The 14,869-nt window shown below is 39.2% G+C and carries 6 protein-coding genes; 5 read left to right on the forward strand and 1 reads right to left on the reverse strand.

The annotated features are described in order from the left end of the window. The 4 genes from H1R81_RS26940 to H1R81_RS26955 form a co-directional block, all read left to right on the forward strand. Nucleotides 1–4,077, forward strand: a 4,077-nt coding sequence (locus H1R81_RS26940; RefSeq protein ID WP_181843869.1) for a gliding motility-associated C-terminal domain-containing protein, incomplete at its 5' end; no start/stop codon positions are given. A 152-nt stretch (nucleotides 4,078–4,229) separates the two neighbouring features. Then, nucleotides 4,230–8,174, forward strand: a complete 3,945-nt coding sequence (locus H1R81_RS26945; protein ID WP_181843870.1) for a PA14 domain-containing protein — start codon at nucleotides 4,230–4,232, stop codon at nucleotides 8,172–8,174. 140 nt (nucleotides 8,175–8,314) lie between these two features. Further along, complete coding sequence (locus H1R81_RS26950; protein WP_220275329.1) at nucleotides 8,315–10,864, forward strand: OmpA family protein; 2,550 nt, start codon at nucleotides 8,315–8,317, stop codon at nucleotides 10,862–10,864. A gap of 130 nt (nucleotides 10,865–10,994) precedes the next feature. Then, complete coding sequence (locus H1R81_RS26955) at nucleotides 10,995–11,915, forward strand: RluA family pseudouridine synthase (protein ID WP_181843872.1); 921 nt, start codon at nucleotides 10,995–10,997, stop codon at nucleotides 11,913–11,915. Here H1R81_RS26955 and H1R81_RS26960 read toward each other — a convergent pair. Further along, entirely contained in the window at nucleotides 11,898–12,203 is a 306-nt protein-coding gene (locus H1R81_RS26960; RefSeq protein WP_181843873.1) for a DUF4286 family protein, read from the reverse strand. The two genes, H1R81_RS26955 and H1R81_RS26960, sit on opposite strands and share 18 nt — an antisense overlap. A 140-nt stretch (nucleotides 12,204–12,343) precedes the next feature. On the opposite strand from H1R81_RS26960, the gene H1R81_RS26965 reads away from it, so the two are divergent. Further along, nucleotides 12,344–14,821, forward strand: coding sequence for a YfhO family protein (locus tag H1R81_RS26965; RefSeq protein WP_181843874.1), 2,478 nt, complete (start codon nucleotides 12,344–12,346; stop codon nucleotides 14,819–14,821). Nucleotides 14,822–14,869: the final 48 nt, after the last annotated feature.

The raw sequence follows: 14,869 nt of genomic DNA on the forward strand, positions 1-14,869 counted from the left end.
ACAGCCACAGGTTGTAGTGGTTCAGTAACCTGGAGCAATGGTTCAACAGGTACAAGTATTACAGCAAGTACTGCCGGAACATACACTGCAACCTGTACAACACCTTGTGGAACCAGTGGCGTATCGAATGCGGTAGTTATCACAACAGGAGGTTCGCCAAGTGCACCAACAATAGCAGGCAACAAAACAAGCTTGTGTGGTAGTGAAACAGCAATTCTGACAGCCACAGGTTGTAGTGGTTCAGTAACCTGGAGCAATGGTTCAACAGGTACAAGTATTACAGCAAGTACTGCCGGAACATACACTGCAACCTGTACAACACCTTGTGGAACCAGTGGCGTATCAAATGCAGTGGTTATTACAACAGGAGGTTCGCCAAGTGCACCAACAATAGCAAGCAACAAAACAAGCTTGTGTGGTAGTGAAACAGCAATTCTGACAGCCACAGGTTGTAGTGGTTCAGTAACCTGGAGCAATGGTTCAACAGGTACAAATATCACAGTAAGCACAGCGGGAACATATACTGCAACCTGTAGCAATAGTTGTGGAACCAGTGGTGTATCAAATGCAGTGGTTATTACAACAGGAGGTTCGCCAAGTGCACCAGTAATTGCTACTAACAAACCAAGCTTATGTGGTAATGAAACAACTGAAATCACAGCGACCGGTTGTGGTGGTACGGTAATGTGGAGCAATGGTGCGACAGGAATGAGCATTACAGTTGGTACTGCCGGAACATACACTGCAACCTGTACAACAACTTGTGGAACCAGTGGGGTATCAAATGCAGTAATTATTACAACGGGAGGTAATCCTACCCCACCTATAGTGGCAACTGATAAGCCAAGCTTATGTGGTAGTGAAACAGCAATTCTGACAGCCACAGGTTGTAGCGGAACTGTAACCTGGACTGGCGGTCAAACTGGTACGAGTCTTACTGTAAATGCAGCAGGTACCTATACAGCAACCTGTACTAACCTTTGTGGTGTAAGTGGGGCTTCAACGCCAATAGTCATTACAACAGGCGGAACACCTGGCGCACCAATAGTAGTAAGCAATAAAATAAGCATTTGTGGTGCAGAAACTGCTACACTTACAGCAACAGGTTGTGGTGGGGTAATAACCTGGAGCAACGGCTCAACTGGGTCAAATATCACAATTGGTACAGCTGGTACATATAGTGCTATCTGTACTACAGCTTGCGGAACCAGTGGTTCATCAATTGTAATCACAATTACGCAAGGTTCTACACCTACTGCGCCAATCATAGCTGCTAACAAGACAAGTATATGTCCGAGTGAAACGGCAATTCTGACTGCAAGCGGTTGCAACGGAACAATTGTATGGACAGGCGGCAATACAGGAACAATGTTGACGGTAAGCACAGCCGGAACTTATTCAGCCACTTGTATGAACGGTTGCGGAACCAGCGGTGCATCGAACAGCATTGTTATCACATCTAAAACAGATTGCGGTACATGTAATGCGGTAGCCCCTATCATATCAGCGAACAAAACCAGCATCTGCAAACCTGAAAATGTAACATTAACAGCCACAGGATGCAGCACAGGGGTGGTTATCTGGTCAACAGGTCAGACAGGAAGTTCAATAACTGTGAAACCAACAGCTACGTCTATTTACACAGCGGTTTGTAAAGAATCGAACTTATGTAGCAGTGCTTTATCAAATGCTATACAGGTGAAAGTAACCAACGTTAAACTACCAAGTTTGGTTTGTTTGACTGACTTTGTTTGCGGTGGTGAATCAGTAACGATTAAGGCCAGCGGTTGTGAAGGTATAGTAGTTTGGTCGACAGGTGCAACGGGTGAAACCCTTACATTGATTCCTGACAGCACAGTGAAATATACAGCTAAATGTAAAGTAGGCGATTGTGAAAGCGGTGTAACCGAACCGGTAATGATACCATTTGGTGCTCCGAACAAACCATTCATCCATTGCAAGAAACAGATATGTCCAGGCGAAAGCACTACTATTACCGCTACAGGATGTACAGGCTTGGTGGTGTGGTCTACAGGAGCAACAGGAGCCGTATTGACTGTAACACCAACACAGGAGTTCACTACGTACTGGGCTAAATGTCAATCATTAAGCGGTAAATGTGAAAGTCCACGTTCAAACGAAATAACCGTAACAGTTGGCAAAGCGGCAACAGCACCGACAGTAATTGCCGAAATCAAGAATGTGTGTCCGTTTAACACGGCTGACTTAAACACTGCCATTCTGACTGATATTACCACAGTAGGAGGTCAGTTCGAATTCCATACGGCCAATTCAACAGACTCTCCTTTAATTACTAATCCGGGAGCTGTAGGTGCAGGTACATACTACGTATTTGAGCGTACATCAGCGGGCTGCTACTCTGCAGGATCGGTAATTAAAGTAGTAATCACTACTTGTGACGGTGGAGTGACACCGGGCACACCAATTGTAGACCTGGCAATCAGCAAGAAGGCTTCAGCAGATAAAGTAGCAATGGATCAGGAAGTCGAGTATAAAGTATTAGTGAAAAACGTAGGTACGCTCAAAGCAACAGGTATAGAAGTAAGAGACATCTTACCATATAAACTGAGCTTTATCTCGGCAAGTGTGAATGCTACTTATACCAATGGAATTGTTAACCTCAAACTGGATAGCTTATTGGCTGGTGATAGTGTATCATTCACTTACAAAACAAGAGTAGTTGCTGGTGGAAAGATTGTAAATAAAGCTGAATTAGCCAAAGTAAATGAAGTAGACAATACCACTACCAATAACGTAAGTGAATATACCATCAATGATCCAGCTCAGGAAGAAACCTTGTTAGGTATGAGCAAGGTATCAGGTGAGCCTTTATTAGTGAGTGGAAAAACTTACACCATACCATTTACTATCTATGTAAAAAACATGGGTAATTCAGATGTAACGGGTGTACAGGTAGTTGACGATTTAGAGAAGGCCTTTGGCAGCGGTGCGAAGATTCTGAACGATACTGTGAAGATAGTAGCAGATTCAGGCTTGGTAGTGAATCCGAATTATACGGGTCGTGGCTTGCACAAAAATATGTTGATTGACTCATTGAGCAGTATTAAGAAAGGTAAAACTTCGGCTCTGAGATTCAACGTAAAAGTTGATCTTTCTGAAGCAACAGCAGATAAGTTCTATAACAAAGCGGAACTCAATGTAAATGGCCAGAAGAAAGAAGAATCAACAGACGGTGTAAATCCTGACCCTGATAATGATGGCGATCCGACTAACAACAATGATCCAACTCCAATTGAAGTAGAGGTTGATATTAATCCGACCGAACCGGCCATTGGTGTCGCTTTAGCAATTGTTGACTCAACAAAATTAGATGAAACAAGTTATTCAGTAACCTACTTAGCTTTAGTGAAAAATGTTGGAAGTTCTAAACTGACTAATGTGCAGGTATCTGATAGCTTGAGCAAGACATTCGCAGATAGCGTAAGTTACGTAATGGTGGGTAAACCAACAGTAGGATTGAACTCTACTTTAAAACTGAACCCTGCATTCGATGGCAAAGAAGATGCTAATCTATTAATAGCAGATACAACAAGCCAGTTGGCAGTAAGTAAAATGGATTCAATATTCTATACCGTGAAAGTGTACCATAATGGTCATGAAGGGCCTTACGAAAACTATGCGTATGCAAAAGCTATCGGAAGTGGAAAGCTGGTATCTGACAAGTCAAATTCAGGTATGGAAGTGAAACCTAATCAGACTTCACCAACTGTATTGAGATTACCACTTGATGCTGGAGGAGTAGTGATAATTCCTGAAGGATTCTCTCCGAATGAAGACGGGGTGAACGACTACTTCAAGGTCACTGTTCCAGATGGTGCCAAAATTGTATCGGGTAGTATCTTCAATCGTTGGGGGCATTTAGTCTTCAAGGATAAAGACAATACATTGGCAGGAAAAGGTTGGGATGGAACCTCAAACCAGGGTATCAGATTTGGTAGTGAAGGTTTACCAGACGGAACGTACTTCTATGCGATTGATTATGAACTTGGTGGTAAAAAAGTACACAAAGTAGGTTATATTACACTTGCGAGATAAACCATAACCCCCAATTTACAGTAAACTGTGCCATCTTTCAAGACGATTCAATTCTAATGAGAGATGGCACTTTCTTTAACAGGCTGATTTTGCCCTGGCACATAACCCGCGATAACACCTTAAATGCTATTGAGAACCTATAACAAATCACTATGAAAAAAATCTACTCCTTTAAAAAGGTAGTAAGCCTTTTTATTTTTCTGTTTTTATCATATATATCCTGCGCACAATTGCCGTCTGGTTTTAACGACCAGCTTTTTTTAGGAGGATGGAATCAGGTAGTCGGATTTACTTTTGATGCTAATGGTCGTATGTTTGTGTGGGAAAAAGCCGGAAAAGTTTGGATAGTAGAAAATGGTGTAAAGAAAAGCCAGCCATTTATTGATATTTCGCCGGAAGTAGGTGACTGGAGAGATTTCGGCATGGTAGGATTTGCCTTAGACCCCAACTTTATTTCAAACGGAAACGTATATCTGTTATATGTAGTTGACCGGCACCATTTATTAAAATTCGGTACATCGCAGTATAGTGCAAGTACTAACGAGTATTATAACGCCACTATTGGACGTATCACACGTTATACTGCTACCGCCGGTTCAAATTTTTCTCAGATTGACTATAATTCAAGGAAAGTCTTGTTAGGTGAAACCAAATCTACAGGTATGCCGGTTCTACATGAATCTCACGGAGTCGGTCAAATAGTTTTTGGTACAGATGGCACACTCCTGGCAAGTCTGGGTGATGGAGCCAGTTATGCTTCAGCCGATCAGGGCTCTGCAGGAGAGACTTATTGGCAGACAGCCCTGAACGATGGGATTATCACACCTCAGGAAAACGTAGGAGCTTATAGATGCCAGATGCTAAATTCATTAAGCGGTAAAATCATAAGAATCGACCCGAATACAGGTGATGGAATCCCTTCGAATCCCTATTGGAACCCAAATAATCCACGTTCAGCGCAATCAAGGGTGTGGGCAGTGGGATTAAGAAACCCCTATCGTTTTACTATTAAGACAGGGACAGGAAGCCCCGATAGAAACGATGGTAATCCAGGTACATTTTTTATAGGTGATGTGGGTTGGAATACGAAAGAGGAACTTAATATCCTTACAAATAAAGGACAAAATTTCGGTTGGCCTTCCTATGAAGGAATGGAAGCACAAGGGGCTTATAATAATAATACCTATAAACCAGCAACCTACGACAGACCTAAATTAGACTGGCGAAATGGAAGTAATGCAAGAGGGTATATTAATGGGGTAGTTTCTAATGTGGGTAGTTCTTTATTATCAGGTTCTTCTTTTGGCGGAAACGCCTCAACCGGAGGTGTATGGTATACAGGTTCAAGTTTCCCTGCTGAATATAAAAATACCTATTTCCATGCCGACTATGGTGGCGGCTGGATAAGAAACATTAGTTTTGATGAAAATCTTAATCCAGAAAAAGTGAAAAACTTTGTTCCGGATGGTAGCGGCTCTATTGTATTTGTTGGTCAACAACCCTTTCAGGATGCTTTATTATATGTCAAATATCCGGGTGAAATAAGACGTATTACCTATACACAATCAGGCAATAAATTCCCTACTGCCATTGCATCGTCTGATAAAACTTTCGGAACTTCGCCATTAACAATACAATTTACAGGAGATCAGTCTTATGATCCGGAAAACGGCAATTTAAGCTACCTGTGGGAATTTGGTGATGGGAGTATCAGTACCTTGGCAAATCCTCAAAAAATATTTAATACTTCGGGTAATACTGCTTATAATGTAAAGCTGACAGTTACTGACAATGGAGGGGCAAAAAATTCGGCTTCTATTTTAATATCGCCGAATAATACACCACCGATTATAAACGCAAGTACTTTAAACGAGATTAATACCTTTCAGGTAAGTGGCAAAACCTATCTGACATTAGATTGCTCTGCTTCTGATAAAGAAACATCTGATTCTCAATTAAATTATAGCTGGCAAGTGGCTTTATTTCATAATGAGCACAATCACCCCGAACCGCCAATTAATCAGAAGACAACCTCAGCCGTTATTTCTCCAGTAGGTTGTGACGGAGCTACCTATTGGTATCGGATTACCTTAACCGTTCAGGATACTCAAGGTTTAACTGCAACATTGAGTAAAGATATTTATCCCAATTGCGGGGCTGCACAGCAATCTATTACTTTCAATAGCCTTGCCAATAAACTTAATACAGATACACCTTTTGCCATCAGTGCAGTTTCTACTTCAACCCTGCCTATATCTTATTATGTATTGAGCGGTCCTGCCACAGTAGTTGGAAATGTTGTTATCCTAAGTGGCCTTCCGGGTACTGTTACTGTTGCTGCCACCCAACCGGGGAATACTGATTTTGCTCCGGCAAGGCCGGTCTTTCAGTCTTTTGCTGTAACAAAAAAAGTGGATACTCCAACTAACCCTCCGGTGCAGAATGGAGACGGAAATGGGTTAGCCGCCACCTATTTTGATAATATAGACTTAACTAATCCCAAAGTAGCCCGGATTGATTCTAAAATTGATTTTAACTGGGCAACAGGTTCACCGGCTACAGGGATAGCTAATGACACTTATTCGGCAAGGTGGATAGGTGAAATATTAGCTAAATATACCGAAACTTATACGTTGAGTGTCTCGGCCGATGATGGAATCAGAGTATGGATTAATAACCAGCTTGTATTAGACAGATGGGTTGACCAGTCATTTACCACTTATAATTTTATGGTAAATTTGGTAGCAGGTCAAAAAGTACCTGTTAAGGTTGAATATTATGAAAATGGAGGAGATGCCGCGGTAAAATTAGAATGGGCAAGTGTGAGCCAGGTAAAAGAAGTAATACCGCAAAGCCAGTTATTTGGGGTAGTTGTACCTATTGCACCAACTACACCGCCTGACGGAAACGGGAATGGTCTGGCAGCTACTTATTATGATAATGCTAACCTCACTACTCCTAAGCTAACCCGTTTAGATAATAAAATTGATTTCAATTGGGGTTCTGGTTCACCCGACCCATCCATAGGAAATGAGACTTATTCTGTTAGATGGCAAGGTCAGATCTTACCAAGATACTCAGAACAATATACCTTTAGCATCACCTCTGATGACGGAGTGAAAGTATGGATTAATAATCAGTTGAAAGTGAATAAATGGGTTGCTCAGTCTTCTGTAACCAATACCTTCACGATAGACTTAACAGCAGGGCAGAAGACCTCTATTTTGATAGAATATTATGAGAATACAGGCAATGCCATGATAAAATTAGAGTGGGCAAGTACAAGCCAGGTAAAGGAAATAATACCGCAAAGCCAGTTATTTGGTATAGAACCCGACCCTATAGTCGGCACTGGCTTAACTGGTAGTTATTATAATAACAGAGACCTTACAAGCCTGAAGCTTACCAGAATAGACAAGACCATCAACTTTAACTGGGGAAATGGTTCTCCTGCTTCGAGTATTTCAAACGACACCTATTCAGTTCGTTGGGAAGGATTCTTATTACCCCGTACTACGCAGGTTTATAATATTATGATGACAGGCGATGACGGAATAAAAGTTTGGATAGATAACCGATTGATTATTAATAAATGGATTGACCAGTCGCCGACTACTCATTCTTATGCTATCTTATTGTCTGGTGGTGTAAAAGTGCCTGTCAGGATTGAATATTATGAGAATACAGGCGGGGCTGTTGCCAGGTTAGAATGGTCTGGCCCGAGTCAATCTCGAGAAGTGATACCTCAAAGTCAATTGTTCCCTAAAACAGGAACTTCAGGTATTATTAATAACTCTGAAGTGCCTGAAATAATAGGCAATTTCATTAGTATGAAATCAGAAGAAAATGATATTTTACTTTTTCCTAACCCTGCTGGTGAAAGTGTAACTATTCAGTTAAACAAATTGGCAAATCGTGCTGTAAAGCTACAAATGATTGATGAAAGAGGATCTATATTACATCAGGAATCATTCAGTAATAAAACTGAGATTGACTTGTCTCTCAAAAGTTATCATGGCGGGCTTTATTTTATTATTATAGAAGACGAAACCCAAGAGGTAGGGAAATCAGTCAAAAAACTGATAATTCAGCACTAACATATAAAAAATATACCTATATTATAGAAATGTTCCTAAATTTAGACACCTGAATAAATAAAGTGTGGACAAAATAAACTTGCCAAAGGCATGATTTTTGCATTTGATTACGTTTAATAAGAAAGCAGTACTACCTTGCAATGCTATTGAGAAAATTGATAATTTTTACCTTTTTTGCTACTTCTGCTTTTGTCGTTTATGCTCAAAGTACTTCTAAAGCGCTCCAGAAAGCCGATGCGCAGTATGAATCTTTGGCATACGCAAAAGCAATAGAGTTGTATGAGACTGCTTTGAAAAAACCGAAAGGTTTAACAGAAGAAGAAACTTTAAAAGCAAAAATACAGTTGGCGTTAGCTTACCGACAGGTTAAAGATTTTGTTAATGCCGAAAGAGTTTTCAGAGAGGTCTTAAGTACTAATCCGGTTTTGAAAGGTGAAGATGTGAAAGCCTACAGGCATTTTGCACAGGTACTAACCAGCAATGGTAAATATGATGAGGCTAACCAATACTGGCAGAAATTCAATGAGTTACAGGAACAGGATAAACGAGGTGAGGAGTTTATCAAATTGAATAGCAATCGTGGGGCATTGGAACGAAATGCAGGTAGTTATCGCATAGAATATGTAGGTATTAATTCGAGTAGTGCTGATTTCAGCCCAATTTATTATAAAAAGGGGCTGGTCTTTGTATCCGGCCGTACCGGTAATGCTACTATCAAAAGAGTTTTTAACTGGGATGCATCCTCTTTCCTTGACTTATTTTACTTAGAAGACCTGAAAGTATTAAATACCGAACCCTCGGCATCTGCTATTGGTACAAGCTCCTCTTCTACTGCAAAAACTCCAAACACCTCAAAAAGATTGGGTGATGATTATTATACCCCCCCCACATCAAACGATAGTAAAACGGTTGGCAGGAAAGGCAGTGATTACGTACCAGGTAGCAAAGACCTCGATTATGAAGAAGAACCAAGTATTCCTACACAGAAATTCAGCAAAACACTTAATTCAAAATATCACGAGGGGCCGTGTACGTTTTTCCATGATGGTTCAAAAATTATCTTTACCCGTAATAACCAAAGTACGAACGGAGGGATTTTTGGACAGAAAAAAAATACAGGTATCACACGCTTAAAGCTATATATGGCTTTCTATGAAGATAACGAATGGAAAAAAGTACGGGAATTACCTTTTAATAGTAATGATTTTTCTTGCGGACATCCCACCATCACAATTGATGATAAAATCCTGTACTTTGTTTCTGATATGCCCGGAGGTTATGGTGGAACTGATGTATGGATGACAAGATATAGTAATGGTGAGTGGACTAAGCCCGAAAACTTAGGCGCAAGTGTGAATACGCGTGGTAACGAGATGTTTCCATACGTAGATGAAAGAGGCAATCTGTATTTTTCGTCAGATGGCCACCCTGGGCTCGGCGATTTAGATATATTTTTCATGCCTATGAATACAGCCACAGGTTTACCTTCTGGGAAACCAAGAAACTTAGGCGCCCCTCTCAACTCAAACAAAGATGATTTTGGAATTATTACAGACAGTGAACGCCAGTCAGGATTCATAAGCAGTAATCGTAAAAGGGGGGGCAATGATGATGACATATATAAATTTACACGCTTAGGAACCATATATGGTTGTAGGGAAGTAATTGTTAATATATTTGATGCAGAAAGTAAAAAGCCCTTTGACCGTATCAGATTTGAATACGAAACCAAGGGAGAAGCCAACTCTAAAGAAAGTGCCATTACCAATAATTCAGGCACTATCAAGTTGTGTCTGCGAGCCGATAATGACTTTAATTTTATAGTTAAACAAAATGGTTATCAGCAATCTGTTATAAGTTTTTCAAATAGAGATGCCTCGGATTACGAAGCATCAAAACTGGATATTTATCTGAAACGTGAAGTGGTAGTGGCCGATAATACAAAAAAGAAACCCGCTGAAACTAAGCCTGCTCCAAATGAAATCCTGTTATCAAAAGGAAGTAAAAATAATATATCAACTATATTCAGAGGAGTAGTAACAGCCGGAAGAGACAGCACGCCTATAGCAGGGGTTTTGATTCGTTTCATTAATCAGTGTACTAATCAGGTACAGGAGATGATTACCGGAGCAGATGGGTCTTATGAATTTAAAAGAGATTTGAACTGTGATTATCTGTTAGAAGCTGTCAAAGAAAATTTTGGAAGAAGTTTTGAGATGGTTGAGAAAATTGCAGAAAAAAGAAGTATTGCTAATATTTTTAAGAAAAAAGCAGTTAAAGCTAACGTTGGTTCTTTATTTGATACCAAACTTTATAAGGTTGGTGATGTAGTGCAGTTAGATAATATTTATTATGATTCTGAAAGCTATAAAATCAGGGGAGAGGCAATTAGAGAGTTGGATAAACTCGTGAACACCATGCAGAAGAACCCTAATATGATAATAGAAATACGCTCTCATACAGATACAAGAGGAAATGCTCAGGATAATTTAGCCCTCTCACAGTTACGGGCTAATGAGGTAGTGAATTTTTTAGCAAGAAAAGGAATAGCTAAAGCAAGAATGAGAGGAGTAGGAATGGGAGAAAAAGAGCCGGTTAACGAATGTGGTGATGGTGTTCAATGCACGGAAGCAGAGCATCAGAGAAATCGCAGGACTGAATTTAAAATTCTTTCCATTGAGCGTAAATAATTGTGACTCAAATTTTTGGAATTAAGAGCCAGAGAAGTAAAATTTGTAGAATTTCTCCATATAAACAATCACTATTCCGTTACCTTTGCTTCATAAATTACACAGAATGTGCTTTTGAGAATGAATTGATATGAGGAATTTTAAAAATGATAATTATCCGCAGAAAGGTACTAATAAAACAGCCGAGACGAAATTTGTAGTAAAGGAAGAAACAGAGCTATTGGTATTTCTGCTTAAGAACATCAATAAAAGCCGCAACGATGTAAAAGTATTACTTAGGGATAGACACATTTTTATAGATGGCCGTACGGTTAGCCAGTTCAATCATATTCTCAAACCAGAACAGGTTGTTGAAGTAAGCTGGAAAAAAGCACCAGAAGAACAAAGACAAAAAGGATTATCGATTGTTTTCGAAGATCAGTATCTGGTTGTCATTGAAAAGCAAGAAGGTGTTTTATCTATAGCGACTGAAAAACAAAAAGACAACAATGCTTATAGTACCTTAAGTGCCTATGTAAAAAGGCAGAATCCCGGTAACCGTATTTTTATTGTGCATAGATTGGACCGGGAAACCTCTGGTTTAATGATCTTTGCCAAGAGTGAAAAAATACAAAAACTTTTGCAGGAGTCTTGGAATGAAACAATAGAAGAACGTACCTACTTAGCAGTAACTGAGGGATCGGTTGAAAAAGATAAAGGAATGATAACCTCTTACCTTGTCGAAAACCGGGCTTTAGTTGTTTATTCCAGCCAGAACCCTGACATAGGTCAAAAAGCTATTACACATTATGAAGTATTAAGACGCAGTAATAAATATTCATTAGTGAAATTTAATTTGGAAACAGGTCGTAAAAATCAGATACGCGTACACGCCAAAGATCTAAAACATCCGATTGTAGGCGATGCCAAATATGGTGCTACTGGCAATCCGATTAACCGTTTAGGATTACACGCCTGGGTTCTTTCGTTTAAACATCCCATCACTAAAGAAAATCTGCGTTTTGAGACAAAAGTACCCGCTAAGTTTATGAAATTATTCGATTTCTTCTAATAGAGAACTGAACTGAACAAATTTGCCTCTGAAAAGCATATTATGGCGGTCTAAAATTTGTTCTTTATGATGAAGTTCAAAGTTCAGAAAATCTTCCATATTCTTGAAATGGAATTGGAAAGAGTACGTATTACCACTATTTTCAATTTCTGTCAAAAGTTTTAAGACAGATGATTTATATGGTAGTTTGGTTTGCATTACTGCTGGTACAAAATTAGTCTTCATCCATTTAAGCCACTGCTGATGAATATGAGTTTCAATATTAAAAGTGATATTAAAAAGAAGCATCGGGTCTGATTTTTAAATAAAAGGTTTGCAAATTTCGGAAAGAAATTTGGTCTTATTCTTACAGAGTTTGATTTTTCTTTGCGTTCTTTGTAGTGAGAACCCTATTGATTGATTTTATTTCCATCATATTCTTTTAAAAAATGTTTAAAAAGTTTATCCCTACTATTCTTGCTATTGTTGGTTTTGTTGTGATTAGTTTTTTGTATGCCTCACCACTATTGCAAGGAAAACGCCTTGGACTACACGATATTCAGATGGCTTCAGCTGCCGCAAAGGAATTAAACGATTTTCATAAACAAACAGGTGATTGGGGGTGGTGGACAAACTCTATGTTTGGTGGTATGCCCAGTTTTATGATAGTAGGGGGGTATCCGAATAGTTGGTCGAGTTGGTTGGGGGCTACTTTATTAGATATTTTTCCCGTTCCGGCTAATATATTTATTGCCTTAATGATAGGGTTTTATGTATTGATGAGGGTGCTGAATGTAAACCGATGGTTAAGTTTTTTCGGCTCGGTTGCCTATGCCTTTAGTTCAAGCGGCTTACTCTTTTTAGAAGCAGGACACATATCAAAACTAATAGCTTTAGCTTTTGCACCGGGGGTATTAGCAGGTTTTATTGCTGTTTTCAGAGGCCGATACTGGCTTGGCATTGCGCTTACAACCTTGTTTATGGGCCTGGAGATTTATGCCAATCACCCTCAGATTACCTATTATCTCTTTTTCCTTTTAGGGTTTTATGTCATTTTTGAAAGCTATCTGCATGTCAAAAAAGGGAACTTTTCAGGCCTCCTTAAGTCGTATGTCATCATTTTGGTTTGTCTGGCTATAGGCGTTGGTACACGTGGAATGTATCTGTGGAATACCCTGGTATATACCAAAGAAACTACCCGGGGCAAATCTGAATTAACGCTGGGTAATATAAACCGTTCATCTGATGGTTTAGACAGAGATTATGCCTTTGGACAAAATTATGCTTTCAGTAAATTAGAAACACTCACCTTTTTAGCTCCAAATTTTGTGGGAGGATCTTCAAATGGTAATCTTGGCACAAATTCAGAAACCTATAAAATGATGGTTGGTAAAGGCATAGATGCAGGCACGGCGCTTAACTTTAGCTCTAATCTTCCATTGTATTTTGGTCCACAAGGTTATACATCAGGTGCATTTTATTCTGGAATCCTTGTTTTATTCTTCTTTCTATTGTCTTTATTTATTGTAAAAGACGGCTTAAAGTATGTATTGCTTGCTACATCTGTTATTTATCTGTTCATAGCCTGGGGTAGTTATTTCAGTGGCTTTAACTATTTTATGTTCGACTACTTCCCTTATTTCAATAAATTCAGAGATAGTAAAATGATCCTTACATTATTACATCTATGTCTGGTATTAGGGGCAATGTTAGGCATCAAACAGATAATAGATAATAACCTGAGTTTCAAAGACTTGAAAAAACCATTGTTATATACACTGGGAGGTGTGTTAGGCATAATAATAATCGGATATTTTATAATTGATTATCGCTCACCCAATGATGATGATTTTGTAAAGAGTATCGCTCAGGCCAACGGACAAGATTTTGCCAATTCATTATTAGCTTCTATTATTACCGACCGTCAGTCAGCAGTTATGAGTGATATTCTACGGTCATTATTTCTGGTAGCAGCTGCAGCGAGTCTGGTATGGGCATTTACAACACAGAAAATTAAAACCAATGTGTTTATCATTGTATTGGGAGTACTCACAATCTTAGATTTGATTTTAGTTGATAAACGCTATCTCAATAATTCCGACTTTCAACCAAAATCAGCAATTGTCAGTCAATCTTACACGCCTTCGCCAGCTGATGAGCAGATTTTACAGGATAAAGACCCTGATTTCAGAGTTATTGATCTCGCAACAAACCAGAGTTTCTGGTCCGATGCCCGCATTTCGTATTTCCATAAATCGATAGGGGGGTATCATGGAGCTAAGCTGAAACGTATGCAGGAACTATACGAGAACGCCATGATAAAAGAGGGTAAATTAAATATGCCGATTCTGAATATGCTGAATACTAAATATTTCATAACTGCCGGACAAAACGGCGAGCCTGTGGCTCAAAGAAACCCTGATGCCTTAGGGAATGCCTGGTTTGTAAACGAAATAAAAGAAGTAAAAAATGCAGATGAAGAACTGAAATCGGTAAATAATTTTAATCCTCGCACAGTAGTATTAGTTGATGAAAGATATAAAAGTTACCTGAATGGAAAATCTCTCAAACAAGATACTTCGGCTACTATTAAACTGACAGAGTATAAACCTAATGCCTTGACCTATGAGTCAAATTCGGCATCGAATCAGGTAGCTGTTTTCTCAGAAGTATATTACAGAGGTAATGAAGATTGGAAATCGTACGTAGACGGTCAGGAAACACCGCATTTCAGAGCCGATTATGTATTAAGAGCTATGGTTGTTCCGGCAGGAAAACACAAAATCGAGTTTAAATTCCAGCCAAAATCAGTAGTAGTCGGTACAAAAATCGACCTTTTTTCATCTATTGCCTTTGTTTTATTGGTTATTGGTGGTTTAGTAATGGAATTCAGAAAAAGTAAGTTTGAAGATAAGCCTGACGCTTAGTTTAAAAGGCAATGAGGAGAATAAAAAACTAAAGAATTGTTTGATTTA

This window comes from Emticicia sp. BO119 (genome assembly GCF_013912375.1).
In the GTDB taxonomy this organism is placed as follows: Bacteria; Bacteroidota; Bacteroidia; order Cytophagales; family Spirosomataceae; genus Emticicia.